The organism is Bacillus sp. SKDU12, from assembly GCF_010093085.1.
Lineage (GTDB): Bacteria > Bacillota > Bacilli > Bacillales > Bacillaceae > Bacillus > Bacillus mexicanus.
In genome coordinates this window covers 253,067-278,872 of the sequence record NZ_MSRC01000006.1, presented here as the reverse complement: position 1 = coordinate 278,872, position 25,806 = coordinate 253,067, and the positions used below count along the sequence as shown (strand labels likewise).

The window sequence follows — 25,806 nt, the reverse complement described above, 5'->3', positions numbered from 1 at the left end:
AGGGGGAGATGGAATTGGACATTCTTTGGTTTATACCGACTCATGGAGACGCAAGATATTTAGGGTCTGAAAGTGATGGACGAACTGCGGATCATTTTTACTTTAAACAAGTCGCGCAGGCGGCTGACAGGCTAGGATATACGGGTGTTCTTCTGCCGACGGGAAGATCGTGCGAGGACCCGTGGCTTACAGCATCTGCTTTGGCCAGTGAAACAAAGGATTTAAAGTTTTTAGTCGCGGTAAGACCCGGTTTAATGCAGCCTTCACTGGCAGCCAGAATGACATCGACCTTAGACCGCATTTCAGACGGTCGGCTGCTGATCAATGTTGTGGCAGGAGGCGATCCGTACGAGCTGGCAGGTGATGGCCTGTTTATCACTCATGATGAACGTTATGAAGCAACCGATGAATTTTTAACCGTTTGGCGGAGACTTCTGCAGGGAGAAACGGTTACCTATGAAGGAAAGCATATAAAAGTGGAAAACAGCAATCTGCTTTTTCCGCCGCAGCAAACACCGCATCCGCCCATCTATTTCGGAGGATCATCACAGGCTGGGATCGAGACAGCCGCCAAGCATACAGACGTGTACTTGACGTGGGGGGAGCCGCCTGAACAAGTAAAAGAAAAGATTGAGAGAGTCAAAAAACAAGCGGAAAAAGAGGGGAGAACGGTTCGTTTCGGTATCAGGCTGCATGTTATTGCCCGGGAAACTGAGCAAGAGGCATGGGAAGCGGCTGAACGCTTAATCAGCCACTTAGATGATGACACGATTGCTAAAGCGCAGTCAGCTTTGAGCCGTTACGATTCTTCAGGCCAACAGCGGATGGCTGTCCTTCATCACGGCGATCGGACAAAGCTTGAAATCAGCCCGAATTTATGGGCGGGGATCGGCCTGGTCAGGGGCGGAGCAGGAACAGCTCTTGTCGGTGATCCGCAGACGATTGCCGACCGGATAGCGGAATACCAGGCACTCGGCATAGAATCGTTTATTTTCTCCGGCTATCCCCATTTAGAAGAAGCGTATTATTTTGCAGAGCTTGTGTTTCCGCTATTGCCATTTGAAAATGAGCGGACGAGAAAGCTTCAGAACAAAAGGGGAGAAGCTGTCGGGAACACTTATTTTGTCAAAGAGAAAAATGCGTCAGTTTAAGTAAAATACGCTCCCTGAACATGTTATAATATTCAAAAAAAGGGGGCTGTTTTTCTGAAATCATTAAGAAGTGCAGCAGTCATTTGTTTGATAGCTGTGCTGTCAGCATGCGGACATACAAAGCAGATGGAAATCAAAACGGCGGACATATCAGATTATGAAAAAAACAGAATGGCTGTTGCAGCTGCACAGGCATTTACTGCTGAAGTCATTAATATTAGTCAAGACATTTCTTCAGCTGACATGTATATCGAACATTATCAAAAAGGAAAGCTTGTTGAGAAGATTGGTCCGGTAAGTGCAAATTATTCAGAGGAAAAACCTGATACATTACAATTTGTTTATTTTGAGAATGAAGAGGGAGAAGGAAAGAATAAACACTGTATCATTCATTTTGGTATTGTAGGTAAACAGGAAAATACATCGGCCAGTTCAGCGGTGAAGCGCAGCGATAGCGCAACACAGGAAATGACTGAGAATATGTCAGCACCGGAACCAATTGCTTTTGAAAAACCGTTTTTGATCGGCAGCAGTATAAAAGGGACTGACGAGCCAATGCGTACATCTGAACATAAAAAAGAGCTCATCAAGCATCAAGATGCGCTGCTGTATTATGTGGAACTGCATCATTAGAAACAGGCGGCATGCTTGCTTTTTACAATCGTGCATGATACATTTTAAATCGTAATTATTTTGATTTGCAAAAGGAGGCTATATGTCTTGGCTAAAAAATCAAAAGTGGCAAAAGAGTTCAAACGCCAACAGCTGGTTGCACAATACGCTGCTATTAGACGCGAGTTGAAAGAAAAAGGAGATTACGAGGCATTAAACAAGCTGCCAAGAGATTCAGCGCCGGGAAGACTCCACAATCGCTGCATGGTAACGGGGCGCCCGAGAGGATATATGAGACATTTTAGAATGTCCAGAATCGCTTTCAGGGAGCTGGCTCATAAAGGTCAGATTCCCGGTGTGAAAAAAGCGAGCTGGTAAGGAGAAACTCCGGCCGATTATAGCGCGCCGGAGTTTTTTTCGTTTTTCTTAAAGGAAATAACATAGGACAGGTGCTGGATGACCATAATGATAAACACAATTATAATCGGGAAAAACGGAATACGAGATTGAAAAAGCGGATAAAAAATAAGAAGAACCGCTGCGGCAGGCAGTGAGAAGTAGACGGCAATATATGATGCGCGGCATGCTTTTGCCGTTATCATTTGCTCTCTTTCATCCTGCTCTTCAAATTCATCAGGCAGAAGAAGCTGTTTTGCTGCAGGGCGGCTTTTTTTCTGTAGGTACAAATAAAACGCAGTCGCCGCAACAAACAGAATAAAGGGTGTGAGGTTTAATTCAAACACCATCTCGCCGCTTTTTGTACGAAAAAAAGATGCAATGCCTTCTGAAGCTTCAAAGTATCCGATCAGTGTCCAGCAAGCAAGGCCGAATAAAACAAGTTGAAATGCGGCTTTTGTTTTCATGCTCATCTTAGTTTTCCTCCTCTAACCAAAAGACTTCCTCCATTTTCATGGAGAAGGCTTTGCAGATTTTCAGTGCTAACAGAAGTGAGGGAACATAGTCGCCTTTTTCAATTGCTGCCACCGTTTGTCTTGTGACGCCGACTGTTTCTCCGAGTTTTTCCTGAGAATAGCCCAAACGCGCCCTCAGTTCTTTTACTTTATTTTTCATCATGACGTCTGTCCCCTTCACATTCTCGATTGATTATATTGTATAGTATACTTAACATTATGTAAATGAAACTTAACAAATTTACGAAAAGACAACTTTTTTTCGACAAAATTTTCATATTCCCTTGACGAAAAATTAATAAACGTGTAAGATTAAACAAGTCAAAGCGGTACTGTTGACTACAAATACAAATGCGGGTGTAGTTTAGTGGTAAAACCTCAGCCTTCCAAGCTGATGTCGTGAGTTCGATTCTCATCACCCGCTCCATACATACGTTATTAACGCAGTGTTTCGTTTCTCAGATAAACGAAGTATTGCGTTTTTTTATGTAAAAAAGAACACGTCATGCGTGTTCTTTTACGTAAGCCAATGTACTGTATGGGTGCCGCCGTGAATTTGTTCAAACATTTTCGTTAATGATGATAAAAGTTTAACAGCGCTGTTTTTTTCAATGGATGGCGGGAAAAAAATGAGCTGCAGCATGTTTCTGGTCTCGTTTGAAACGGGGTAGCGAGTGACGCTGTTTTTTAAGTCGCCAAATGTGCCGTTTTCGTCAGAGAAAAGCAGTATGTTTTCTTTTTCTCCCAATGAAATGCGGATTGGCTCGTGAAGACTTCCGGCATCATAAATCATAATGGGTAAAGAATATTTTAATGCGAAAAAATCAATGGTGTCATGAGCGGAATCCTTGCTTTCCATGAATTGCTCTTTGGATATCGGGATGAGCATGTCCTCCATTGGGGTTGTTTCTTCCTCAAAAGAAGGGTTAAGCTGTTTAAAGAGCTTCCGCCATTCCTTGACGAAGGGTTCATCGGATATTCCGCCGTCTGCGTAATCGAAAAACAGCGATTCTTGAAATAAGCGGAGCCTGCCTTTCAGCATTTGCGGAGAGGCGCCGACTTCGATATTTTCATAAATAACAGCCGCAGCATGTAAGCCGGCTGCACGTTCAGTAATAGCAGAATCAAGTTTGATATTCACTAGTATTCACTCCAGTAAAGGGATATCAACCTATTATATACGCTGTATCGTTTTATCACAAAGAAAGGAGGCTGCGCAAAACATGAACGTTCATCAGCTTCAAAAAGAATTAATTGAATACGCAAAAAGCATTGGCGTGGACAAGATTGGTTTTACGACTGCTGATACTTTTGACAGTTTAAAAGACCGTTTGATTCTTCAAGAATCACTCGGCTATCTCTCTGGCTTTGAAGAGCCTGATATTGAGAAAAGGGTGACGCCGCAGCTGCTTTTGCCGAAAGCGAAATCAATTGTGGCGATTGCTCTCGCGTATCCCTCCAAAATGAAGGATGCGCCACGAAGCACGAGAACTGAGCGCAGGGGCATATTTTGCAGAGCCTCCTGGGGAAAGGACTATCACGATGTGCTAAGGAAAAAGCTTGATCTGCTTGAGGAATTTCTGAAAAGCAAACATGAGGATATTAGAACAAAGTCTATGGTTGATACTGGCGAGCTGTCTGATCGGGCCGTTGCAGAGCGGGCCGGCATCGGATTCAGTGCGAAAAACTGTATGATTACAACGCCTGAGTACGGTTCTTATGTGTATTTGGCGGAATTGATCACAAATATCCCTTTTGAGCCTGATGTGCCGATTGAAGATATGTGCGGCTCCTGCACGAAATGTCTCGACGCCTGCCCGACAGGAGCCCTTGTGAACCCGGGGCAGCTGAATGCGCAGCGCTGCATCTCTTTTCTGACACAGACGAAAGGATTTTTGCCTGATGAATTCCGTACAAAGATCGGAAACCGCTTGTACGGGTGTGATACGTGTCAAACGGTATGTCCTCTCAACAAAGGGAAGGACTTTCACTTTCATCAGGAAATGGAGCCTGATCCCGAAATAGCCAAACCATTATTGAAACCGCTCTTAACCATCAGCAATCGTGAGTTTAAAGAGAAATTCGGACATGTCTCAGGTTCTTGGCGCGGAAAGAAACCGATTCAGCGAAACGCGATTCTCGCCCTTGCCCATTTTAAGGATGCTTCCGCATTGCCTGAACTGGCAGAACTGATGCATAAGGACCCGCGTCCTGTCATTAGAGGAACAGCTGCATGGGCGGTTGGCAAAATCGGAGACCATGCATACGCGGAAGAGCTTGAAAAAGCGCTGGAAAATGAGAAAGATGAAGAGGCGAAGCTGGAAATTGAAAAAGGAATTGAGCTGCTAAAAGCTTCAGGCATGACTAAACAAGGCCTGTCCTGACATATGTATAGAACAGAAGGAAAAAACACTTGAGATGGATCCAAGTGTTTTTTCTCTATAAAAAAGTATGGCGGGTGGGGTGAACGTGAAGCACATTTTAGAACAACTGGCAGAGGAGCGGCTGAGCTATCTGGTTAACGGGCATGCTATGAGACAGGAGTCTGACGTGGGAGACCTTGAAGTGATGGAGCGAAAGAAGAAGCTTTTGGAAAAACGAAAAGTTGACATCGTAAAAGCGAAAGCAAAGGCCGTCGTCAGTCATGTGCGGGTTGAGGATGACGGGACGACATGCCTGACATATACCATCCATTATGAGTACGTATGCAAGGAGCATCAGGACGCCAGCTTGTATATGGAAGAGCACATAGAGGAGCGGATGGCTCTCCTTTATGATCATATTTTGATTAGTGATCAGGAAATTGCCAAAAAGCAGGCTGGGTTTCATGAGGAGACTAGTATTATTGACTATTCTCAAGAGGACAGAGAAGCATTTGGCAGAGCCTTTCAATACGACCGTCTCGGCGCTGTTCAATATGCCGAGAATTATTGGAACAAGCGAAATTCGGCTTATAAAAATTTCAGCGATAATTGCACCAATTTTATTTCCCAGTGTCTTCATGCAGGCAGCGCACCGATGCGCGGCCATCCGAACAGGGGATCAGGCTGGTGGATGAAACAAAGTTCATGGAGTTACAGCTGGACGGTAGCTCATTCTATGAAAATGTATCTGGCGAATTCGAAGGCCGGCCTGCGTGCGGTTCGGGTGAAATCTGCGGAAGCGCTGATGCCTGGCGATGTGATTTGCTATGACTTTGAAGGAGACGGGCGGTTTAATCATACAACGATCGTTGTGGCGAAGGACAAAGGCAATATGCCGCTTGTCAACGCCCAGTCCTATGACAGCCGGATGAGGTATTGGTCATACGAGGATTCCACGGCATACACGCCGTCAATACGATATGCCTTTTTTCATATCGTTGATGATACGACAAAAGAGTAATTAATGATATAATGATGGGCGGATAAGAAAAATAGAGGTGAACATTGTGGCATTACATGTCGTTTTATATCAACCAGAAATTCCCGCCAATACAGGGAATATTGCACGTACTTGTGCAGCAACTAATACAACGCTCCACTTGATTCGTCCGCTCGGCTTTTCGACGGATGATAAAATGCTCAAGCGTGCCGGACTCGATTATTGGGAGTTTGTTAACGTTGTTTATCATGATTCGTTAGAAGAATTGTTTGAGGAATATCAAAAAGGCCAATTTTTCTTTATCACGAAATTCGGCCAGCAGCCTCATACATCGTTTGATTACACTAATCTTGACGAGGATTATTTCTTCGTGTTCGGAAGAGAAACAAGCGGTTTGCCAAAGGATTTAATTCAAAATAACATGGACCGCTGCCTGCGTCTTCCGATGACAGAGCACGTTAGGTCGTTAAACCTGTCCAACACTGCGGCGATCCTCGTTTATGAAGCGCTGCGCCAGCAAAATTACCGTGATTTAAAATAGTGAAAAAATCCGCTCATAATGATGGGCGGATTTTTTTGCGCTATGAAAGATGTTTTGTTCCCTATCCTGAAATGAAAACCGTTTAGGAATTTGTCCACAACCTGTAGGGCGTTCTTATCAGGAGCACTTTTTTTATTCTTTCCCCGGCTTGCTTTCGTATCCTGCGGTAAAAATCGATACTAAAAAAGTGACAATGACCCCCATCATGATGATTGTTTTCACCGTCTCTCCCCCTCTTCAATTTTTCCGTGCTGTCCGAGTCTGGATGATTTTGTATTTTTCTTCATTATGAACGGTCGCAGTCCGCCTTGTCAACGCCGTATAGGATCTTTCTTTTTAAGAAACCAGAGCATGTATCACGAGATGGCGGCATAGATTGTAAGTAAAGCACCTTATTTGCATAGCGCATCAAACATGATGGAGGAGGTCCTTATGGATATATTGAAAAAAATTGAACAGTACAGAGAGGAAGAGCAGCGGCTGAAATGGGAAGGAACTTTCGCCGATTATTTGGAGATCATTAAAGAAAATCCGATGGTCGCGCAATCTGCTCATTCTCGTGTTTTTAATATGATAAAAGACAGCGGGATAGAGGAGATTGACGGACGGAAGAAATACAGCTTTTTTGACCGCGAGCTGTTCGGACTGGAGGAATCCCTGGAGCGTCTTGTGGAAGAGTATTTTCATCCGGCCGCGAAACGGCTTGATGTCAGAAAGCGGATTTTGTTGCTGATGGGTCCTGTCAGCGGCGGTAAATCCACATTGGTCACAATGCTCAAAAAAGGTCTTGAAGCCTACACTTTGACGGACAATGGCGCTGTATATGCGATTAAAGGCTGCCCGATGCACGAGGATCCTCTACATTTAATTCCCCATCATTTACGAGATGACTTTTACAGAGAATATGGAATAAGAATAGAGGGAAGTCTTTCTCCGTTAAATGTCATGAGGCTTGAGGAAGAATACGAAGGAAGAATTGAGGATGTAAAGGTCGAGCGCATTTTCTTTTCGGAAGATAAACGTACGGGAATTGGAACATTCAGCCCGTCTGATCCGAAATCTCAGGATATTGCCGATTTGACGGGAAGTATTGATTTCTCAACAATCGCCGAATACGGATCAGAATCTGATCCGCGTGCATACCGTTTTGATGGCGAGCTCAATAAAGCGAACCGCGGGATGATGGAATTTCAGGAGATGCTGAAATGTGATGAGAAATTTCTCTGGCATTTGCTTTCATTGACACAGGAAGGAAATTTTAAAGCGGGGCGATTTGCGTTAATTTCTGCTGATGAGCTGATCGTGGCTCACACGAATGAAACGGAGTATCGCTCATTTATTTCTAATAAAAAGAACGAAGCACTGCATTCAAGAATCATTGTGATGCCAGTTCCTTATAATGTAAAAGTGTCTGAGGAAGAGAGGATTTATGAAAAAATGATAGCGGAGAGCGATGTGTCAGATGTTCATATTGCCCCGCATACGCTGAAGGTCGCTGCGATGTTCTCAATCCTTACCCGATTAAAAGAACCGAAGCGGTCGGATATTGATCTGGTCAAGAAAATGAGACTGTATGATGGAGAAAGTGTGGAAGGGTATAATTCTGTCGACGTTGAAGATATGAAAAAAGAATTTCATGATGAAGGCATGAGCGGCATTGATCCGCGGTATGTGATCAACCGGATTTCTTCCACAATTATCAGAAAAAATATGGAATCGATTAATTCCCTTGATGTTCTCCGCTCCTTAAAAGAAGGTCTTGATCAGCATCCTTCGATTTCAAGTGAAGACAAGGAGCGGTATTTGAATTTTATTTCTGCCGCCCGCAAGGAATATGACGACATTGCGAAAAAGGAAGTTCAAAAAGCATTTGTGTATTCGTATGAAGAATCAGCTAAAACACTAATGGACAATTACCTCGATAACGTAGAGGCCTATTGCAATAAAAATAAGCTTCGTGATCCTTTGACGGGAGAAGAAATGAACCCTGATGAAAAGCTGATGAGATCAATCGAAGAGCAGATCGGCATTTCGGAAAATGCCAAAAAAGCATTCCGCGAAGAAATATTAATCCGCATCTCGGCTTATGCGAGAAAAGGTAAGCGGTTTGATTACAATTCTCATGAAAGACTGCGTGAAGCCATTCAGAAAAAGCTGTTTGCCGATCTGAAGGATGTCGTTAAAATTACGACGTCAACAAAAACGCCGGATGAACAGCAGCTGAAAAAGGTCAATGAAGTCGTGGCTCGTTTAATTGATGAACACGGCTACAACTCGACGAGCGCCAATGAGTTGCTGAAATATGTCGGCAGTCTGCTGAATCGATAAGCAACAAGACCCGTCCGAATAGGGCGGGTTATTTTGTCCCGTTTTCTAAATAGTTCGTCAATTAACCTTCCTTTTATGCATATGATAAATATAAATCTTTTCGAAAGACTTGTTTCATAATCCGGCACAAGCTGGAATACGTATGTATCACGACCACAAATGGTTAAGGAGGGGAATTCATGTCCCAAAATGACAGCGGCCATTTTTTGATTTCTGAGGAAAACTGGTCCCTCCATCGCAAAGGTTTCGATGACCAGCAGCGCCATCAGAAAAAAGTGCAGGAAGCGATTAAAAACAATCTTCCGGATCTCGTGACTGAGGAAAGCATTATAATGTCTAATGGAAAAGACGTAGTGAAGATCCCAATTCGTTCACTGGATGAGTATAAAATCCGTTATAACTATGATAAGAATAAACATGTAGGGCAAGGAGAAGGTGACAGCAAGGTTGGAGATGTTGTGGCCCGGGATGGAGCGGACAAAAAACAGGGATCCGGAAAAGGGCAGGGCGCGGGTGATCAGGCAGGCGAAGATTATTATGAAGCAGAAGTTTCATTAATGGATTTAGAAGAAGCGCTTTTTAAGGAATTAGAGCTTCCGAATCTCAAGCAAAAAGAGCGGGATCATATCATTCATACAGATATCGAGTTTAATGATATCCGTAAAACAGGGTTAACCGGTAATATTGATAAGAAAAGAACGATGATGTCAGCCTTTAAACGAAATGCCATGACAGGGAAGCCTTCATTCTATCCAATTTACCCGGAGGACCTGAAATATAAAACGTGGAACGATATAACAAAGCCTGAGTCAAAAGCTGTTGTCTTAGCAATGATGGATACAAGCGGCAGTATGGGTGTTTGGGAAAAATACATGGCGAGAAGCTTCTTTTTCTGGATGACCCGTTTTTTGCGGACGAAGTATGAGACGGTAGAAATTGAATTTATTGCCCATCACACAGAAGCAAAGGTTGTGTCGGAGGAGGACTTCTTCTCAAAGGGAGAAAGCGGCGGAACCATCTGTTCTTCCGTATATCGGAAGTCACTTGAGCTTATTGACGAAAAGTACAATCCCGCCCATTATAATATTTATCCATTTCATTTTTCTGATGGTGACAACCTGACATCTGATAACGCGCGCTGTGTGAAGCTGGTCAATGATATTATGAAGAAAGCCAATCTTTTCTGCTATGGCGAAGTTAATCAGTACAACAGGCATTCAACATTAATGTCTGCTTATAAAAATGTGAAAGACGAGAAATTTAAGTACTGTATTTTAAAACAAAAGTCTGATGTTTTTCGAGCGCTGAAGAACTTTTTCAGAAATGAAGAGTCTGGCGTAAGTCATCAATTTTCGTAAAAAAGCCTGTTTCGAGGGCTTTTTTTTATTTAATAAAAGCACGAAAACGGTTGCAAAAAAAATAAGAGAAAAAAAGATATTTTTCCTTTGACAAATCTTCTTTCATTTATTAATATTTTATCTTGTGAACTATTATTGAGGAATGAGGTGAAAGGAGTTGACTGAATCAGAACGTGCTTTGCTCACTTTTGAACAGCTCTTCGATACGTCTCGGGCGATTTACAAAAAACAGAAGAAGATATTGGAGATTGTGCTTGAGCCTTTTGATATTACAGTCCTTCAATATTTGCTGATGTTTAAAATTCATCAAAGCGGAAGCACCCCGCTTAGCAAGCTGGCGTTATCGCTTGATCTTAAGCCTGCTTCTGTGACGCGTATGACAGATATTTTGTATAAGCGCCATTTGATGAATCGATATGACAGTCCGGATGACCGCCGTATCGTTATGATTCAGTTAACCGAAGAAGGGGAAGAACTGATAGAAAAAGCCGCTGTACAGTATGCAAAAATGGGTGCGGGCCTGTATCAGAAACTTGACACATCCCAGCTGCAGTATTTGCGCAAGCTTGCCGGAAGTTTAACAAAGCTTGCTGAAGGCTGTTCAGAAAAAAGCGGTAATTAAAAACTTCCCACATATTTTCACCAGATTTCCACAAAATGATAGAGGATGAAACGAAAGGAGAAAACAAAATGAACAGAGGACGTTTAATTCTGACCAACATTATCGGTTTGATTGTTGTTCTTGCAATTATAGGCGGAGGTGCTTATTACTATTATCAAAGCACAAGCTTTGTAAAAACAGATGAAGCGAAAGTAGCTGGTGATATGGCTGCTATTACAGCTCCAGCAGCAGGTAAAGTATCTGACTGGAATCTTGAAGAAGGAAAAACAGTCAAAAAAGGCGACACAGTAGCAAAAATCAAAGGTGAACAATCTGCTGACGTAAAATCCATCATGGATGGAAAAATTGTCAAAAACGAAGTGAAAAATGGACAAACCGTACAAGCGGGTACAACACTTGCTCAAACGATTGACATGGATCACTTATACATTACAGCAAATATTAAAGAAACAGATCTTAAGGATATTGAAGTTGGAAATAGTGTAGACGTAGTAGTTGATGGAGACCCAGGTGCAACAATTGACGGTACAGTAGAAGAAATTGGCTATGCGACAAATTCTACTTTTGATATGCTTCCATCTTCTAATTCAAGCGGAAACTACACAAAAGTAACGCAAAAAGTTCCAGTGAAAATTTCAATCAAAAACCCATCTGACAAAGTGCTTCCTGGTATGAATGCAACTGTTAAAATTTCTGAGTAAAACAGGTCAGTCATCACACCATGAAAGGAGGTTGTCTTAGATGGCTACAGGCAAAGAAAATAATACAAAAAGCCCTAAGTCATTGCTGATTGTGCTAATGGCGGGTTTGTTTTTGGCAATACTAAACCAAACGCTGCTTAACGTCGCAATGCCGCACTTAATGACTGAATTTGGCGTAAGTGCAACGACGATTCAGTGGCTCACAACAGGTTACATGCTTGTTAACGGCGTTTTGATTCCGTTATCGGCCTTCCTGATTACGCGTTTTGGCCAACGGAGTCTTTTCCTCGTTGCCATGTTCTGTTTTACACTCGGTACGTTAGTCTGCGGTATCGCACCTAACTTCTCTACAATGCTGGTCGGCCGTTTGATTCAGGCTATAGGCGGAGGAATCTTGCAGCCGCTCGTTATGACAACCATTCTGTTAATCTTCCCGCCTGAAAGCAGGGGGAAAGGAATGGGGATCTTCGGACTTGCGATGATGTTTGCTCCGGCGGTCGGACCAACCCTTTCCGGATGGATCATTGAGCATTACACATGGCGCATCATGTTTTACGGACTTGTGCCGGTCGGCGCAATCGTTATTATCGTGGCTTTCTTTATCTTTAAAAATATGGTGGAGCCGCAAAAAATCAAACTCGATATGCTTGGAGCGATTCTTTCGATTGTCGGATTCGCCTCCTTATTATACGGAGTCAGTGAGGCTGGTTCTGACGGCTGGACTGATCCGATTGTCTTGTCCACAGTTGTGATAGGTGTTATTGCGATTGTTGCCTTTGTTATTCAGCAATTGCGTCATGATGATCCGATGCTTGATTTCAGAGTGTTTAAATACGACATTTTCTCACTTTCAAGTGTCATTAACATCGTTATTACTGTAGCACTATACACTGGGATGTTCCTGTTACCGATTTATCTTCAAAACCTGGTCGGATTTACGGCGCTTCAATCTGGTTTGCTTCTGCTTCCGGGTGCGATCGTCATGCTGATCATGTCACCGATCTCCGGTATTTTGTTTGATAAATTCGGTCCGAGACCGCTTGCGATTATCGGGCTTCTCGTGACAGTGGTGACAACATATCAATATACGCAATTAACGATTGATACACCATATACATTGATCATGCTGATCTATTCAGTCCGTGCATTCGGTATGTCACTCTTAATGATGCCGGTTATGACAGCGGGTATGAACCAGCTTCCTGCCCGCCTGAACAGTCACGGTACGGCGATGAGCAACACGCTTCGCCAAATCAGCGGATCAATCGGTACAAGTTTAATTACGACAATTTATACAAACCGTACGACGCTCCATTATTCACAAATTGCAGATAAAACAAGCACGGCGGACCCGAACTTCCTCCATGCATTTCAAAATGCAGTTACGAATTTAATGGTGAATATGAACATGTCTTATGACACAGCGAAAACGTATGTTTTCTCTCATCTTTACAAACATGCGTCACTTGATTCAAACGTGATGGGGATTAATGATGCCTTTATGTGGGCAACTATATTCTGTGTGTTTGGCTTGATTCTGGCTCTATTCCTGCGTGATGTCAGAAAAGATAAAGCGCGTGCGGAGAAAAAGAAAAAAGAGGAGCTTTCATTGCTTCCGGCTCCTAAAGAAGTGAAGGAATCTTAATCTGTATAAGGAGGTTTCCTGCATGAAAATTTATGTAGTGTATGACAGTGAAGGTGAACATACAAAGGCTCTTGCAGAAGCGATTGCTGAGGGCGCGAGCGAAAACGAAGCGGCTGAGGTATTGATCGACCATGTCGATCAGGCAGATATCCGCAAGCTGAAAGATATGGATGCGATTATTTGGGGATGCCCAGGGCATTTCGGAACCATCAGCTCCGGTCTTAAAGCTTGGATCGACAGACTTGGCTACCTGTGGGCTGAAGGCGAGCTGATCAACAAAGTCGGCGCTGTTTTCTGCACGACGGCAACAACACACGGCGGCTTGGAAATGACAATGCACAACTTAATCACGCCAATGTTCCACCAAGGTATGATCGTTGTCGGCCTGCCTGGAAATGTGCCTGAAAACGCGCTGTACGGCTCTTACTACGGAGCGGGCGTCACTTGTCCGGTTGACAGTGATGAGTTAATGTCTGAGGAAGGTATTCAGCTTGGACGCGCCTTAGGAAGACGCGTCAGCCAAGTCACAGGAAACCTAACAGCAGGACAGTAAGGAGAGGTTGAAATGGCCATTATTATAGCAATCATTGCTGCTGTCATTGTCATTGCGGCCCTTATTACATTTAACGTCCGCAACGCTTCTCCAGAACCCGAGAAGCGAGAGCCAACCGAAAGAATCGCACCTCCAGAAGAGGAAAAAAACGAAGCGCAATACCCCGCTGAAGCAAGGGCTGCCGAGCATACGCCATCCGTCGAAAAAAACGAATCTCCAAAAGAGAAACGGGCTTCAATGGGTGATGATATTTACAGGCAGGCGCTGCAAAAGTTTACCCATACTGATGAAGATCAGCCAGAAGAAGAGGTCACAGAAGATAGTGACAAAATGCAGGACAGCGGCTATCGTAATGCGCTGCTTTCCTTGAAAAATAAGAATAAGTAATCAAAAAGGCAAATTCGTTATTCATGACGGATTTGCCTTTTTTGCTGTTTATATGGTTTTTTATCAAATAAATCCATGGGATATGTTGTATTTTGTTATGATCTAGTGTACTATGTTACTCATACACCGAGGGAGTTTCTGGGAGGCAAAGGGACATGACTTCTTTTTTAGGTTTGCTAAAAAAAGATATAAAACTTTCAAGAATATGGCTGCTGGCGTGGATATGCGGAATCGTTTTTATATTGGTGACAGGCCATATCATGGCTTCTCGCATGAATGAACCTCTTATTATTTTTGGTTTCTTTGCTGCAGTTTCTTTTTTTCTGCTTTTCTTATCTCCTGTTTTTGTGTTTTACCATCTTCGTAAAGAAGGGAAATCACAACTTTGGCTGTACAATCCAAACGGAGGTTTTTTACTCTTTACTTCTAAAGTGGCAGCAGCTTTGATCTGTCAACTTCTGATTCAATTAGCATTAACAGCTTACGGTATATGGATTTTTCATATGCTTTCTGTAAATCATCTGCTGGAGCATCAAACTGATTTAACAAGCACAGTAGTTTTGCTGAATATATATGGGGTTATTTCCTCGTTATATACGTCAGTCACCGTTATTGTGCTGTGGACTGTTTTTCACTCTCTTAGGAATTGGCGCGGAATCCGGTGGGGTGCGATGGGGCTGTTGATCGCAGTGTGGTACTTTTTCGATGAATATATCATAAGCCCTTTAATGGAATCCCAAAAGCATTTCTGGCCTGTAACTGTCTATTGTGATTTTAATTTTCACTTCCGCGATGTTTGGAGATTGGAATTAAAACCGATACATCTGTCTTTGTTAGGATTTCCTATTGTCATTGTCATCACGGTTTTGCTGCTTATCATGGCTTCAAAACTGCTTGATCGTAAAGTAGAGGTGTGAATATGGACAATCGTTTCCAATCCTCAAAACCGATTTATTTGCAGATCGCCGACCAGATCTTTTATCGGCTGGTCAGGAAGGAGCTGATCCCGGGAGATAAGCTTCCTTCTGTAAGAGAAATGGCGATTCAAACCAAGGTAAATCCCAATACAATTCAAAGAACATACAGTGAGATGGAAAGGCTGGGTATTGTGGAGACGAGAAGAGGGCAAGGCACATTTATTGCAGAGAAAGCAGAAATCGTAGATGAGCTAAAAGACAGGCTGACAAGGGAAGTGCTGGAAGGCTTTGTAAAGCAAATGACAGAGCTGGGGCTAACGAAAGAAGAAATGGTAGAAAGGATTAAAGCATTCACTGAAGGGAGCTAAAATGGAAATCAACTTAGAACATGTATCAAAAAAATACGGCCGACACGCCGCCGTCGACGATATGTCAATCACGTTGACATCCGGACGGATTTATGGTCTTGTCGGATCTAATGGCAGCGGCAAGTCAACGACCTTAAAAATGATGGCTGGTCTTCTCTTCCCGACTTCTGGATTTGTGAAAGCGGATGGAAAAGCGGTTACGAGAGATATGGTTCGTCAAACGGCTTATCTGACAGAGCTTGATATGTTTTATCCAGATTTCAATGTAAAAGAAATGGTGGATTTTTATCAGTCGCAATTTCCTGATTTTCAAACTGAACAAGCCTATAAGCTATTAAATGAGATGCAGCTTGATCCGAAAAAAAAGATCAAAAAGCTATCAAAAGGAAATCGGGGAAGGCTGAAAATCGTCCTTGCTTTAGCAAGAAGGGCACCTGTTATCTTGCTTGATGAACCTTTCTCAGGGCTTGATCCGATGGTTAGGGATTCCATCGTAAACAGCCTGGTATCATACATAGATTTTGAACAGCAAATAGTTGTGATCGCGACACATGAGATTGATGAAATTGAAACACTGCTAGATGAGGTCATCGTAGTCGCAAATGGAAAAAAAGTTGCACAGCGTGAAGTAGAGGATATTCGTGAGCAGGAAGGCATGTCTGTTTTACAATGGTTTAAATCAAAAATGGAAGTTTGCTAGAGGAGGCATTCGATGAAAACAGTATTGGAATTGAAAAATGTAACAAAGAATATTAAAGGCCGAACGATCATTGACCATCTGAGCTTTACGATACGTGAAGGTGAAGTATTCGGTTTTTTGGGGCCGAACGGAGCGGGGAAAACGACAACCATCAGAATGATGGTCGGATTAATGAAACTATCAAAAGGTGATGTGCTCATTTGCGGCAAATCAATTACGAAAGAGCATGCCAAGGCGATTAAGCATATTGGGGCTATTGTAGAGAATCCAGAGCTGTATAAATTTTTGAGCGGATATAAAAATCTCCAGCAATATGCAAGAATGGTCAAGGGCGTCACAAAGGAAAAAATTGATGAAGTCGTTGAACTGGTCGGTTTAACAGACAAAATTCATGACAAGGTGAAAACCTATTCTCTCGGAATGAGACAGCGTCTCGGCTTGGCGCAATGCCTTCTTCACGATCCGAAGGTGCTGATACTGGATGAACCAACAAATGGCCTTGATCCTGCGGGTATTAGAGAAATCAGAGATCATTTAAAGAAACTGACGAGAGAAAAAGGAATGGCTGTCATTGTATCAAGTCATCTGTTGTCGGAAATGGAACTGATGTGTGACCGAATTGCCATTCTGCAAAAAGGAAAGCTTATCGACATTCAAAATGTAAAAGATGATGACGCTGATGGAAAAGATACATATTTCATCCGCGTTGAGCAGCCGAGTGAAGCTGCTTCTGTTCTAAAGGAATATGATTTGGTTAAAAAGACAAACGGTGTGGAAGTTAAGCTGTCTAAAGACGAAGTTCCTGCGGTCGTTGAACTGCTGGTCATGCAGCAAATCAGCATTTATGAGGTCAAAGTATTGACAAAATCATTAGAGGACCGTTTCTTGGAAATGACTGGTGAAACAAAAGAGGAGGTTCAACATGTTTAATTTGATTTATAATGAATGGATCAAAATTTTCAGCCGGGTTGGAACATGGGTGATGATCGGGATTCTAGCGTTGACTATGATTGGCTGGGCATTCTTAACAAACCATTTTTCACCCCATGAAACAAATCCGAAATGGAAAGAAACACTTCAAGCGGAAAATGCTGCATTGAAAAAAGAAATAAAAGAAGATCCTTCATTGAAAGATGGATCTGAAGAAATCATTACACTCAACAACTATCGCATTGAGCATAACATTCCTAACGACACAGGATATACTGTATGGTCTTATGTAGCGGATTCAGCAGGATTTACAATTCTAACCGGTCTGTTTACGATTATTATCGCAGCCGGAATCGTCGCAAACGAATTCAATTGGGGAACCATTAAGCTGTTAATGATTCGCCCGCTCAGCCGTTTTCAGATTTTGCTATCTAAATATATAACAGTTCTCGTGTTTGGGTTCTTATTGCTGTTCATTTTATTTGCGGGTTCTGCTTTATTAGGATTGATCTTTTTCGGAACAGGTGGTGACGCTGGCGCTAATATTCATTTATTCTATAAGGATGGCCAAGTCTTTGAGCAAAGCATGGTGGGGCATCTGGCGACAACGTATCTATCTGAATCTGTCGATGCTTTAATGGTAGCGACGATGGCGTTTATGCTGTCCGCTGTATTCAGAAACAGCTCTCTTGCAGTAGGATTTTCGATCTTTTTGCTGGTAGCTGGCACGACAGCCACTGCATTTATTGCAACGAAATTCGATTGGGCAAAGTATATTTTATTTGCTAATGTAGATTTATCTCAGTATGTGGATGGCACGCCATTAATAAACGGAATGACGATGACGTTCTCTATTGTTATGCTGGTGATTTATTTCATTGCCTTCTTATTGCTCGCTTTCGGCAGCTTCATGAAACGAGATATTGCCAACTGATAAAAAGCTGTTTTGCATAAGCAAAACAGCTTTTTTAACAAAATAAAAACTGCAGGTTTGCACCTGCAGTTTTTCATATCAATTTATGCTTACGCTTCTTTAGTAACGTTAGCAGCTTGTGGTCCACGGTTTCCTTCAACGATTTCGAAAGAAACAGTTTGGCCTTCTTCTAAAGTTTTGAAGCCTTCGCCTTGAATAGCAGAGAAATGAACGAATACATCGTCTTGACCTTCTACTTCGATGAATCCGAAACCTTTTTCAGAGTTGAACCATTTTACTTTACCTTCTAACATGAAATTTCCTCCTAAAGCGATCATAACGCTTAAATTCACTATTCTTGCTCTTAACAAACTTCCAAGACGAAAACTCTTACAAAACTTTCTTCTTAAAGATAGTTCGAACAAAAATAATTACCTTTACTCTACCAGTAATCTTTTAAAAAAACAACAGCTAAATGAAACTTTTTCGGAAAATCCCATATTTATTTTTCAATTTGATATTTATTTATGAAAACTCATCTGTTTTCTCGATATGTGATCATACGTTTGCCTGTGATATTCCTTCTTTTTGGAAAAACAATGTCATAAGAATTGACAACCTTATTGAATATGCGTAAGGTGAAAGTTAACCAATATGTATGACAAATGACATCGTTTAAATAACGAGAGCGTATGATTTTTATGTCAGATATTCCTTGCATGCTCTAATATAAAGATAGGAGTATGGTCACCATGAAAAAGTGGCTTATATGCAGTTTTGTTTTTGTTCTTCTCATCTCACTTGCTGCATGCTCATCGTCAGCCGGAGTGGATTCGATAAAAATCGGAATAGCTGAGTCTGATGAGGCGATATGGAATTATATTGTTAAAAAGGCTAAAGAGACAGGGCTGGATATTCAGCTGATACCTGTTCCTGATTATGCGGAGTCTGATATCGCACTTGCTAACAAAGAAATTGATGTCAACGCTTCTCAAACCATTTCATATTTTCAGTCGTTCACTCGAAAATACAAACTTAAGCTGGCACTGCTCGGTACAACATACATAACGCCTATGGGCATTTATTCAAAACGATATAGCCGATTCCAAGATATACCGCGGGGAGCTGTCGTTTCTGTTCCTGATAATGCACTCGATTTTGGCAGGGCGCTTATGGCGCTTCAGGAGGCAGGGTTGCTGACATTAAAAAATGGATTTAACGGGCCGGGTTCAGTCGATATGATAAAAGATAATCCGAGACACCTGACATTGAAAGCGGCCCGGCAACAGGATGCAGCGAGCGGCGCCGATGTGTTTGTTATGAAACCGTCTGAAACAAAAAAAGCGGGACTGCACCCGAAAAAAGATACTATAAAGAGCGGCGGACTAATGTCTAAGGAAGAGATGAATTTGATTGTTGTCAGAGCAGAAGATCAAGATCGGGAAGCGCTGCAAACCATTCTTGAGCTCTTTCAAGCTGATGATACAGCGGCATTTATAGAAAAAGAATATCAGGGAGATCTCGTCCCGGCTTTTCTGCCTTTGAAACGTATTTCACATTAGAGGAATGGATTCGAACATTGAATTCATTCTTTTTTTTGTGAAAAAATACTTTGTTTCGACCTGTTTTCATCACTTTGTACAGCATTTGACCGGCAAACAAACAGCTCTTCACATTGTTTTTCTAATTGGTGCGTCACTGACAGTATTTCTGATCGTTCCGCGACGGTGGGAATCGCCGCTAACTGTGTGGCAGAATCATCATTTCAAATCAGTTCTTGCAGCAGATGTGATCATCCTTATATAAGGACCTAAAGATGAAAAGAACGGATTGTATATGTTTTTTTTGTTTAAGTCGGAAGTTGAAAGAATTCGTACTTGACCTATCGGAATTAGTGTAATATAGTAAATGAGAAAATTTGAAGGGAGAGTTTACCTGCATTGGATACTTTATTAGTTGTTTTACATGTATTTATTTTATTTTTACTTATCTTAGGGCTTTTTGTTATGCAGAAAAAACATGTTTCCTTCTCTAAACGTGTATTTACTGCACTGGGGCTGGGGATTGTATTCGGATTTGCGCTTCAGCTGATTTATGGCCCGACTTCAAATATAGTTACTCAAACGGCTGACTGGTTTAATATTGCCGGGGGCGGATATGTCAAATTGCTTCAAATGGTTGTTATGCCGCTCGTCTTTATTTCCATTCTTGGCGCATTTACAAAGCTGAAGCTGACAAAAAATCTCGGGAAAATCAGCGGTTTAATTATCGGAATTTTAATAGCGACAACAGCTGTAGCGGCAGCTGTGGGTATTGCATCCGCACTTTCCTTTGACCTGCAGGCGATTCAGGTTGACCAAGGGAACACAGAGCTTTCGCGGGGACAGGAACTGCAGCAGAAATCGACAGATATGACAGCAAAAACGCTGCCGCAGCAGATTGTTGAACTGCTGCCGGGAAACCCATTTTTAGATTTTACAGGTGCTAGGCCGACTTCAACGATTGCAGTCGTTATTTTTGCCGCTTTCCTTGGAATGGCATTCCTCGGGGTAAGGAATAAACAGCCGGAGCATGCAGAGACATTTAAAAAAATGGTTGATGCCGTTTATGCCATTGTCATGCGTGTTGTCACTCTCATTTTAAGATTGACGCCATATGGGGTGCTGGCCATAATGACAAAAACAATCGCGACGAGTGACATTGACAGCATCCTAAAATTAGGAATGTTTGTGGTTGCTTCGTATGCCGCGCTGATCACAATGTTTATCATTCATTTGCTGCTGCTGACGCTCAGCGGCTTGAACCCGATTGTTTATTTGAAAAAGGCGCTGCCTGTACTTATCTTTGCATTTACGTCACGGTCAAGCGCAGGTGCTTTGCCGCTGAATATTAAAACACAGAGAAGTTTGGGTGTGCCGGAAGGAATCGCAAACTTTGCCGGTTCGTTCGGCCTTTCAATCGGCCAAAATGGATGTGCGGGCATTTATCCCGCGATGCTGGCGATGATGATTGCCCCGACGATCGGTCAAAATCCGTTTGATCCGGTATTTATCATCACAGTTATCGCAGTCGTTGCCATCAGCTCCTTCGGTGTTGCCGGCGTTGGCGGTGGAGCAACATTTGCGGCGCTTCTTGTTTTATCATCATTAAATATGCCTGTAGCGCTTGCTGGTTTATTAATCTCAATCGAACCGTTAATTGACATGGGGCGGACTGCACTGAATGTCAACGGAAGTATGACATCTGGCCTCATTACGAGTAAGGTTACGAAGGAAATAGATACAGGAACTTTCCATGACCAATCCAAAGTGATCGAAGCTGACGAGGCGTAACAGCGTGTCATTCGCCTCGTTATGATGTTCATTTCAATAAAAGACCCATGAACCCTGTAATTGAAGGGTTCATGGGTTGTTTTTTTGCTTTTATTCTACTGACCCAAAGTGACTGGAATATTCCCTCTTGCCCATGATCAAGAAATTCATGAAGCAGTTTTCGGCTATGATCGCCTAGGAATGAAACTATGGTAGATACATGATCCTTATTATTTTTCTTTTAACATTGAATACTTTCGATAAACTTTATAGAAACTGATGCCAAACAAAATAGCCATAAGGGCGGGAAGGAGCTTTAAAAGGGCAAATGGAGTTTCAAATATAAAAGCTTTCCAAAATAACGCTCCTTTCATACTCCACAGACCTTCATGATATATTCCCGAATCCTTGTAAGGTCTATAAGAAACAGCTAAACACAGTACCCCAAACGATAATGGATAATTCATTAATCTTTTATAATAATTACACTTTGATTGGCGATCCGAGAAGATTTCATTTTGATCATCACTTTGTTTTTGCCAATACCGTATTCCGTTAAACCAAAACCCATTTATATAGCTCCAACCGAAATCCTCATATATCCCTTTGTATTCAAGCAGCTTTTTCTTAGATAAATAATCTTGATAATCCAGTCGGATTACATATCTCTTGTCGGTTTTTTCAAAAGTGTATATTCCTAATCCGCTAATATTTGTACAACGATAGCCTTTTTGTAATTGCTCGTTCAGCCATTGCTCCTCTTTTTCAATATCAAAAAACATTTTAAATATCTTCATTTGGTTCACTTCCTTCGTACAAGGATAAAATATGCAATAACCTGTTTCGTTCCATTTCCAAAACGTCGTTTCCTTCAGCAGTTATCATATAAATTTTTCTTCGGCCTGACTCTCCAACAGGTTCAATCCAACCATGCTTATTCAAGTTTTCAATCGCTCCGTACAATGTACCAGCTGCTAAAATAACAGTACTGTTACTCATCTTTTCAATCTTTTGCATTACCGCATAGCCATGAAGTGGTTCACGCAGAGCTAATAAAATATAATGCATCGTTTCAGACAACGGTAATAGTTTGTGCTTCATATTCTCACCCTATCTTCAGTTCAGCTGTATAGTTCAACTTAATAATAATATAAGACAGTTCAACTGAATAGTCAATATGTTTCCAAAGTGTGTAAATAAACTTATAGTGAAATTTGAAAAGGCGCTTTCCTTATGTAATAGAAAGCGCCGCCTTTAGTGTAGTCAATGGAATTGTCCATAATTGAACGCAAGCTAAATGTCCTTTACAAAAAGCGTGGGAAACTCTTTCAACTATTAAGGCGATCATGGCAATAAGTTGCCCAGAAGTGACGCAGTTTAGAGTTGCATTCGCGTTTGAGGAGCGGGAACTCATGCTTCGGATCGAGTGACATCATCAAAAAATCCTTCAAGCGTTTTCATTAAACGAAAGAAGGATTTTATGAAAAATTCAATATCATTATTATCACGTTTTAACGGCCGGGTTCTAAGTCTTCGAGCATTTCCATCATAGTGTTGTCGTCCATGACATTCATGGCGTTTTGTTCAAATGGAATGGGTTCAGCGTAATGCGGCTGTCTTTTTTTCGTGACTGTTTCAGTTTGCCTTGATTGTGTCTGTGTATGCTGATGCTGTGTTTGCTGCTGTCCGGCATGCTGGTGCTGACGGCCGTTTTGCCGCTGGCTTTGATTATGCGACCGGTCCTGATTATCACCGCCGCCAAATGCTTGTTTGACAATGTTTCCTACATTAGAAGCATCAAACGTGTTATTTTCAGAATTCCGTCTGTTCATTTGTCCTGTGACAAATCCGCTGATTTTTTGGCGGATCTGAGGTGATAAAGCAGCAATAAGCACGGTTGATCCTATAATCAATGCTGTGGGACTGATTCCTTTTCGCTGGTTGAACAACATGATCCCTCCTTTGCAGTGTACTCATATTTTCCCCCTCATTAGACAAATTAACCGTTCTATTTCCCGGGAAAGCATTTCCTTCAGATTTACATGAATAATTAAAGCCAGTTAGAAAAACCTATAGGTAAAGTGATAAAGGAGGAATTCACATGTTTGGAAAAAAACAAGCTTTTGCGTCTGTGCTTCTTATTCCATTGCTTATGACTGGCTGCAGTATGGGCGACCAAGGTGAGGGCAAACGTGATAATAATGATGTAAGAAATGTTAATTATCGAAATCCGGCCAATGATGATCTTCGCAATGTAAACAACCGGGATAATGTTGACAATAATATGAATGATAATGTCAATAACAATCATGATAACGATCGGAAACTTGCGGTTGCTGATAAAGCAGCTGATAAAGTAACTGACTTAAAAGAAGTAAAGCATGCCAATGTCATTGTAGCCGGACAGCAAGCATACGTCGCAGTGGTCTTAACAAACGGTAATAAAGGCGCAGTAGAAAACGATCTGAAGAAAAAAGTAGCGAAAAAGGTGAGATCTACTGACAAAAACATTGATAATGTGTACGTTTCAGCAAACCCTGATTTTGTAGAGCGTATGCAAGGTTATGGAAAGCGTATTCAAAATGGTGACCCGATCGCCGGATTATTTGATGAATTTACACAAACAGTACAGCGTGTATTTCCTAACGCAGAATAAATGAAAAAAGCCGCATCATTTGTGCGGCTTTTTCTGTGCGTTAATGACACACCGCAAACGCAGGTTGCATAGAGTAAGAATAAAAGATACAAGACGGACCGGCTCAGGGAGGGAGACGTTTGCGGGATGGCATAGGAAAGCGTGCGGCATCCGCTCTATTCCTGTGCGGAGTCCTTGTGATGCTTGCTGTTAGCTCGGCCATCGTATCAAGCACGATGTATATACTGTCCTTGCCAGGGCAAGCATCTGGTATAACAAAAGAACAAGTGACGAAGCACATGAAGAAAGAGTCATTCAAACAGGCAGATATTTATTACACAGCTAAGGAAAAGTCTTTATTGCCATTAACAAAAGATACACTTGAATATGCGGTCAGTATTAATCAGATTATGATTGGATATTCGAACCAAAAGCCTATTGATATTATTTTTTTTTCTAATGAAAAACAGATGGAAAGTTACTCAGGTTTACTGGATGTTGTCGGTTTTTATTCTGAGCGGGAGCAGTTGATTGGATTGTTGCCTGAAGAGAAGATGAAACTATTAGAAGGCGACGAGATAGCGGTTTATTTGTACCAGCGGTTGTTGATACATGAATACACGCACCATGCGTTTCACCAGAAATTGAAGGAACTTAAAGCAGATCCTAATGAGTTTCCATTATGGTTTCATGAAGGGTTAAGCGAGTGGATGGGGAATTATGAATTGCTCATAGATGCGATCACGTTTTCTGTCGTGCCCTTTGACCGTTTACAGACAGATCAAGATTGGCAAAAAGCCAGAATCGAATATGACACTGATGTCTATTTGCAAAGCTTTTATATGATCAATGAGCTAACGGATAAATACGGGAAAGACATTATTTTAGAAATGATAGAAGAAACAGCCAAAAAAGGGGACTTTAAAAAAGGATTTCAATCGGCAACAAATGAAAGTCTGGATCAGTTTGAAAAAGATTTTAAGAAAATATATGAAAAAAACAGTGTGGCATTGGATAGTATCTACCCAATGCCTTTTTTTATTAATGCAGTCCTTGCTGGCCCATACCGCCTTGAGTTGGAGGCATTTGCCCTTGTGCTGGGGCAAATGCATTTCTCAGTTGTCCCATATCCTGCGCATCTAGCTGAGGTACTTGGTAATAGCCGTGCTTGTTTTGGTATAGGAAAATTTCAAAGGCCATTTCAACATACTGCTGAATCTGCGCTGACAGTACGCGTCTAACGGCAGGGTTTGTCATTTCCAAAGAGGCCATCGTCAACGCCGAAGCCTGTGCTTTTACCGCACAAAGCATTTGTCGGCTGATGATGCTGTCATCAATCTCATTCAAAGATTGAACCGGTTTTTTAGGCTGTGACGGCTGCATGCCATATACAGTCTGGTTGTCTTCCTTCATCATGTACGTTGCTGTTTTTTGTGAAGGTTCGCTTCCTGTTTTGAAGCATTCTGCAGTTAAGTTATATTGAGACGTTATGAATTGGTGCTGACGATCAAGAATGTTTAGCAATTCCTGATCCTTACAAAATTGTTTCAGCATCGTAAACTGATCAAGCACAGTTAGTGTTCCGGAAAGCACCTCATGCATATCAAACATTTCATGGCCGCCGTGGTTTTTATGCGGCTTGCCAGGGATGCCTTTGTTCATTTGTTGGGATTGCTGCTGGTGATTGAGCTGATCCAAACCGAATTCCTCCTTTTTTTCAAATCAGACTGTATTTTGTGCTAGTCTGCCGCGTTTTATGCAGAAGACTAAAAGGAATTGTATGCTGTCTGTCGAAATGGTAAACAGATAAAGTCGTTGTAATCATGAGGATCTCGGATTTGATGTCTGAGAAGCCTAGGA

At 41.9% G+C, this 25,806-nt stretch carries 29 protein-coding genes, 1 tRNA gene and 1 pseudogene; 23 read left to right on the top strand and 8 right to left on the bottom strand.

From position 1 onward, the window contains the following. Positions 1–14 precede the first annotated feature (14 nt). The 3 genes from ssuD (at position 15) to rpsN (ending at position 2,141) form a co-directional block, all read left to right on the top strand. Positions 15–1,151, top strand: coding sequence for an FMNH2-dependent alkanesulfonate monooxygenase (ssuD, locus tag BTW01_RS06280; RefSeq protein WP_162102163.1), 1,137 nt, complete (start codon positions 15–17; stop codon positions 1,149–1,151). A gap of 96 nt (positions 1,152–1,247) precedes the next feature. Then, the gene (locus BTW01_RS06275) at positions 1,248–1,784 is read left to right on the top strand and encodes a hypothetical protein (RefSeq protein ID WP_162102188.1); all 537 of its coding nucleotides are present in this window, start codon (positions 1,248–1,250) and stop codon (positions 1,782–1,784) included. Between the two features lie 87 nt (positions 1,785–1,871). Then, positions 1,872–2,141 (top strand): 30S ribosomal protein S14, encoded by a 270-nt coding sequence (rpsN, locus tag BTW01_RS06270; RefSeq protein ID WP_162102162.1) that lies wholly within the window; start codon positions 1,872–1,874, stop codon positions 2,139–2,141. A 17-nt stretch (positions 2,142–2,158) separates the two neighbouring features. Here the strand turns inward: rpsN and BTW01_RS06265 are convergent, their stop codons facing one another. Further along, the gene (locus tag BTW01_RS06265; RefSeq protein ID WP_162102161.1) at positions 2,159–2,632 is read right to left on the bottom strand and encodes a hypothetical protein; all 474 of its coding nucleotides are present in this window, start codon (positions 2,630–2,632) and stop codon (positions 2,159–2,161) included. Position 2,633: 1 nt separating this feature from the next. After that, positions 2,634–2,834, bottom strand: coding sequence for a helix-turn-helix transcriptional regulator (locus BTW01_RS06260; protein ID WP_162102187.1), 201 nt, complete (start codon positions 2,832–2,834; stop codon positions 2,634–2,636). Positions 2,835–3,027: 193 nt separating this feature from the next. Between BTW01_RS06260 and BTW01_RS06255 the strand changes: the two genes are divergently transcribed. Continuing rightward, positions 3,028–3,101, top strand: a tRNA-Gly gene (locus BTW01_RS06255). A 90-nt stretch (positions 3,102–3,191) separates the two neighbouring features. Here BTW01_RS06255 and BTW01_RS06250 read toward each other — a convergent pair. Then, positions 3,192–3,815, bottom strand: a complete 624-nt coding sequence (locus BTW01_RS06250; protein ID WP_162102160.1) for a B3/4 domain-containing protein — start codon at positions 3,813–3,815, stop codon at positions 3,192–3,194. An 82-nt stretch (positions 3,816–3,897) separates the two neighbouring features. Between BTW01_RS06250 and queG the strand changes: the two genes are divergently transcribed. The 15 genes from queG to BTW01_RS06175 all read left to right on the top strand — a co-directional run bounded on the left by queG (position 3,898) and on the right by BTW01_RS06175 (position 18,021). Then, complete coding sequence (gene queG / locus BTW01_RS06245) at positions 3,898–5,058, top strand: tRNA epoxyqueuosine(34) reductase QueG (protein WP_162102159.1); 1,161 nt, start codon at positions 3,898–3,900, stop codon at positions 5,056–5,058. A gap of 67 nt (positions 5,059–5,125) precedes the next feature. Beyond that, positions 5,126–6,058, top strand: a complete 933-nt coding sequence (locus tag BTW01_RS06240; RefSeq protein ID WP_162102158.1) for an amidase domain-containing protein — start codon at positions 5,126–5,128, stop codon at positions 6,056–6,058. 37 nt (positions 6,059–6,095) lie between these two features. Beyond that, complete coding sequence (gene trmL / locus BTW01_RS06235) at positions 6,096–6,578, top strand: tRNA (uridine(34)/cytosine(34)/5-carboxymethylaminomethyluridine(34)-2'-O)-methyltransferase TrmL (RefSeq protein ID WP_162102157.1); 483 nt, start codon at positions 6,096–6,098, stop codon at positions 6,576–6,578. Between the two features lie 432 nt (positions 6,579–7,010). After that, positions 7,011–8,906, top strand: a complete 1,896-nt coding sequence (prkA, locus tag BTW01_RS06230; RefSeq protein WP_162102156.1) for a serine/threonine protein kinase PrkA — start codon at positions 7,011–7,013, stop codon at positions 8,904–8,906. Between the two features lie 179 nt (positions 8,907–9,085). Further along, positions 9,086–10,264: a sporulation protein YhbH gene (gene yhbH, locus BTW01_RS06225; protein ID WP_162102155.1), complete on the top strand. Its 1,179-nt coding sequence runs from the start codon at positions 9,086–9,088 to the stop codon at positions 10,262–10,264. 157 nt (positions 10,265–10,421) lie between these two features. Then, entirely contained in the window at positions 10,422–10,886 is a 465-nt protein-coding gene (locus tag BTW01_RS06220; RefSeq protein ID WP_162102154.1) for a MarR family transcriptional regulator, read from the top strand. Between the two features lie 35 nt (positions 10,887–10,921). After that, a complete protein-coding gene (locus tag BTW01_RS06215; RefSeq protein ID WP_162102153.1) occupies positions 10,922–11,587 on the top strand; it encodes an HlyD family secretion protein in 666 nt (221 codons plus the stop codon). A gap of 40 nt (positions 11,588–11,627) precedes the next feature. After that, positions 11,628–13,232 (top strand): MFS transporter, encoded by a 1,605-nt coding sequence (locus BTW01_RS06210; protein WP_162102152.1) that lies wholly within the window; start codon positions 11,628–11,630, stop codon positions 13,230–13,232. A gap of 22 nt (positions 13,233–13,254) precedes the next feature. After that, complete coding sequence (locus tag BTW01_RS06205) at positions 13,255–13,785, top strand: NAD(P)H-dependent oxidoreductase (RefSeq protein ID WP_162102151.1); 531 nt, start codon at positions 13,255–13,257, stop codon at positions 13,783–13,785. 12 nt (positions 13,786–13,797) lie between these two features. Further along, positions 13,798–14,172 (top strand): hypothetical protein, encoded by a 375-nt coding sequence (locus BTW01_RS06200; RefSeq protein WP_162102150.1) that lies wholly within the window; start codon positions 13,798–13,800, stop codon positions 14,170–14,172. A gap of 155 nt (positions 14,173–14,327) precedes the next feature. Then, positions 14,328–15,089 (top strand): hypothetical protein, encoded by a 762-nt coding sequence (locus tag BTW01_RS06195; RefSeq protein WP_162102149.1) that lies wholly within the window; start codon positions 14,328–14,330, stop codon positions 15,087–15,089. A 2-nt stretch (positions 15,090–15,091) separates the two neighbouring features. Then, complete coding sequence (locus tag BTW01_RS06190) at positions 15,092–15,457, top strand: GntR family transcriptional regulator (RefSeq protein WP_162102148.1); 366 nt, start codon at positions 15,092–15,094, stop codon at positions 15,455–15,457. A 1-nt stretch (position 15,458) separates the two neighbouring features. Beyond that, positions 15,459–16,157 (top strand): ABC transporter ATP-binding protein, encoded by a 699-nt coding sequence (locus BTW01_RS06185; RefSeq protein ID WP_162102147.1) that lies wholly within the window; start codon positions 15,459–15,461, stop codon positions 16,155–16,157. Between the two features lie 12 nt (positions 16,158–16,169). Continuing rightward, positions 16,170–17,087 carry an ABC transporter ATP-binding protein gene (locus tag BTW01_RS06180; protein WP_162102146.1) on the top strand — a complete coding sequence of 306 codons (918 nt, stop codon included), beginning with the start codon at positions 16,170–16,172 and terminating at the stop codon, positions 17,085–17,087. Continuing rightward, positions 17,080–18,021 (top strand): ABC transporter permease, encoded by a 942-nt coding sequence (locus BTW01_RS06175; protein ID WP_162102145.1) that lies wholly within the window; start codon positions 17,080–17,082, stop codon positions 18,019–18,021. The genes BTW01_RS06180 and BTW01_RS06175 overlap by 8 nt, the downstream gene beginning before the upstream one ends. 89 nt (positions 18,022–18,110) lie before the next feature. On the opposite strand, the gene cspB is transcribed toward BTW01_RS06175, so the two are convergent. After that, positions 18,111–18,314 (bottom strand): cold shock-like protein CspB, encoded by a 204-nt coding sequence (cspB, locus tag BTW01_RS06170; RefSeq protein ID WP_087993721.1) that lies wholly within the window; start codon positions 18,312–18,314, stop codon positions 18,111–18,113. A gap of 438 nt (positions 18,315–18,752) precedes the next feature. On the opposite strand from cspB, the gene BTW01_RS06165 reads away from it, so the two are divergent. Then, a complete protein-coding gene (locus tag BTW01_RS06165; RefSeq protein ID WP_162102144.1) occupies positions 18,753–19,562 on the top strand; it encodes a MetQ/NlpA family ABC transporter substrate-binding protein in 810 nt (269 codons plus the stop codon). A gap of 378 nt (positions 19,563–19,940) precedes the next feature. Continuing rightward, positions 19,941–21,332 carry an L-cystine transporter TcyP gene (gene tcyP, locus BTW01_RS06160; RefSeq protein ID WP_162102143.1) on the top strand — a complete coding sequence of 464 codons (1,392 nt, stop codon included), beginning with the start codon at positions 19,941–19,943 and terminating at the stop codon, positions 21,330–21,332. A gap of 209 nt (positions 21,333–21,541) precedes the next feature. Here the strand turns inward: tcyP and BTW01_RS06155 are convergent, their stop codons facing one another. From BTW01_RS06155 to BTW01_RS06145, 3 genes are all read right to left on the bottom strand, one after another. Then, on the bottom strand, positions 21,542–22,108 hold the full coding sequence (locus tag BTW01_RS06155; protein WP_162102142.1) for a DUF2812 domain-containing protein: 567 nt from the start codon (positions 22,106–22,108) through the stop codon (positions 21,542–21,544). After that, positions 22,095–22,412 (bottom strand): PadR family transcriptional regulator, encoded by a 318-nt coding sequence (locus BTW01_RS06150; protein WP_162102141.1) that lies wholly within the window; start codon positions 22,410–22,412, stop codon positions 22,095–22,097. Before BTW01_RS06150 ends, BTW01_RS06155 begins: the two co-directional genes overlap by 14 nt. 410 nt (positions 22,413–22,822) lie before the next feature. Beyond that, complete coding sequence (locus BTW01_RS06145; RefSeq protein WP_162102140.1) at positions 22,823–23,263, bottom strand: hypothetical protein; 441 nt, start codon at positions 23,261–23,263, stop codon at positions 22,823–22,825. 149 nt (positions 23,264–23,412) lie between these two features. Here BTW01_RS06145 and BTW01_RS06140 point away from each other — a divergent pair, with 149 nt between their 5' ends. Then, positions 23,413–23,967 carry a YhcN/YlaJ family sporulation lipoprotein gene (locus BTW01_RS06140; RefSeq protein WP_162102139.1) on the top strand — a complete coding sequence of 185 codons (555 nt, stop codon included), beginning with the start codon at positions 23,413–23,415 and terminating at the stop codon, positions 23,965–23,967. A gap of 119 nt (positions 23,968–24,086) precedes the next feature. Then, positions 24,087–25,089, top strand: a pseudogene (locus BTW01_RS06135) (hypothetical protein). Here the strand turns inward: BTW01_RS06135 and BTW01_RS06130 are convergent. Then, on the bottom strand, positions 24,988–25,644 hold the full coding sequence (locus BTW01_RS06130) for a spore coat protein (protein ID WP_162102138.1): 657 nt from the start codon (positions 25,642–25,644) through the stop codon (positions 24,988–24,990). The pseudogene BTW01_RS06135 and the gene BTW01_RS06130 sit on opposite strands and share 102 nt — an antisense overlap. Positions 25,645–25,806: the final 162 nt, after the last annotated feature.

Bases quoted from the DNA above. Each gene is read 5' to 3' on its own strand.
- BTW01_RS06265 (WP_162102161.1), bottom strand. From the start codon at position 2,632: ATGAGCATGAAAACAAAAGCCGCATTTCAACTTGTTTTATTCGGCCTT.
- BTW01_RS06260 (WP_162102187.1), bottom strand. From the start codon at position 2,834: ATGAAAAATAAAGTAAAAGAACTGAGGGCGCGTTTGGGCTATTCTCAG.
- queG (WP_162102159.1), top strand. From the start codon at position 3,898: ATGAACGTTCATCAGCTTCAAAAAGAATTAATTGAATACGCAAAAAGC.
- BTW01_RS06240 (WP_162102158.1), top strand. From the start codon at position 5,126: ATGGCGGGTGGGGTGAACGTGAAGCACATTTTAGAACAACTGGCAGAG.
- prkA (WP_162102156.1), top strand. From the start codon at position 7,011: ATGGATATATTGAAAAAAATTGAACAGTACAGAGAGGAAGAGCAGCGG.
- yhbH (WP_162102155.1), top strand. From the start codon at position 9,086: ATGTCCCAAAATGACAGCGGCCATTTTTTGATTTCTGAGGAAAACTGG.
- BTW01_RS06215 (WP_162102153.1), top strand. From the start codon at position 10,922: ATGATAGAGGATGAAACGAAAGGAGAAAACAAAATGAACAGAGGACGT.
- BTW01_RS06210 (WP_162102152.1), top strand. From the start codon at position 11,628: ATGGCTACAGGCAAAGAAAATAATACAAAAAGCCCTAAGTCATTGCTG.
- BTW01_RS06205 (WP_162102151.1), top strand. From the start codon at position 13,255: ATGAAAATTTATGTAGTGTATGACAGTGAAGGTGAACATACAAAGGCT.
- BTW01_RS06200 (WP_162102150.1), top strand. From the start codon at position 13,798: ATGGCCATTATTATAGCAATCATTGCTGCTGTCATTGTCATTGCGGCC.
- BTW01_RS06195 (WP_162102149.1), top strand. From the start codon at position 14,328: ATGACTTCTTTTTTAGGTTTGCTAAAAAAAGATATAAAACTTTCAAGA.
- BTW01_RS06190 (WP_162102148.1), top strand. From the start codon at position 15,092: ATGGACAATCGTTTCCAATCCTCAAAACCGATTTATTTGCAGATCGCC.
- BTW01_RS06185 (WP_162102147.1), top strand. From the start codon at position 15,459: ATGGAAATCAACTTAGAACATGTATCAAAAAAATACGGCCGACACGCC.
- BTW01_RS06180 (WP_162102146.1), top strand. From the start codon at position 16,170: ATGAAAACAGTATTGGAATTGAAAAATGTAACAAAGAATATTAAAGGC.
- BTW01_RS06175 (WP_162102145.1), top strand. From the start codon at position 17,080: ATGTTTAATTTGATTTATAATGAATGGATCAAAATTTTCAGCCGGGTT.
- cspB (WP_087993721.1), bottom strand. From the start codon at position 18,314: ATGTTAGAAGGTAAAGTAAAATGGTTCAACTCTGAAAAAGGTTTCGGA.
- BTW01_RS06165 (WP_162102144.1), top strand. From the start codon at position 18,753: ATGAAAAAGTGGCTTATATGCAGTTTTGTTTTTGTTCTTCTCATCTCA.
- BTW01_RS06155 (WP_162102142.1), bottom strand. From the start codon at position 22,108: ATGAAGATATTTAAAATGTTTTTTGATATTGAAAAAGAGGAGCAATGG.
- BTW01_RS06150 (WP_162102141.1), bottom strand. From the start codon at position 22,412: ATGAAGCACAAACTATTACCGTTGTCTGAAACGATGCATTATATTTTA.
- BTW01_RS06145 (WP_162102140.1), bottom strand. From the start codon at position 23,263: ATGTTGTTCAACCAGCGAAAAGGAATCAGTCCCACAGCATTGATTATA.
- BTW01_RS06140 (WP_162102139.1), top strand. From the start codon at position 23,413: ATGTTTGGAAAAAAACAAGCTTTTGCGTCTGTGCTTCTTATTCCATTG.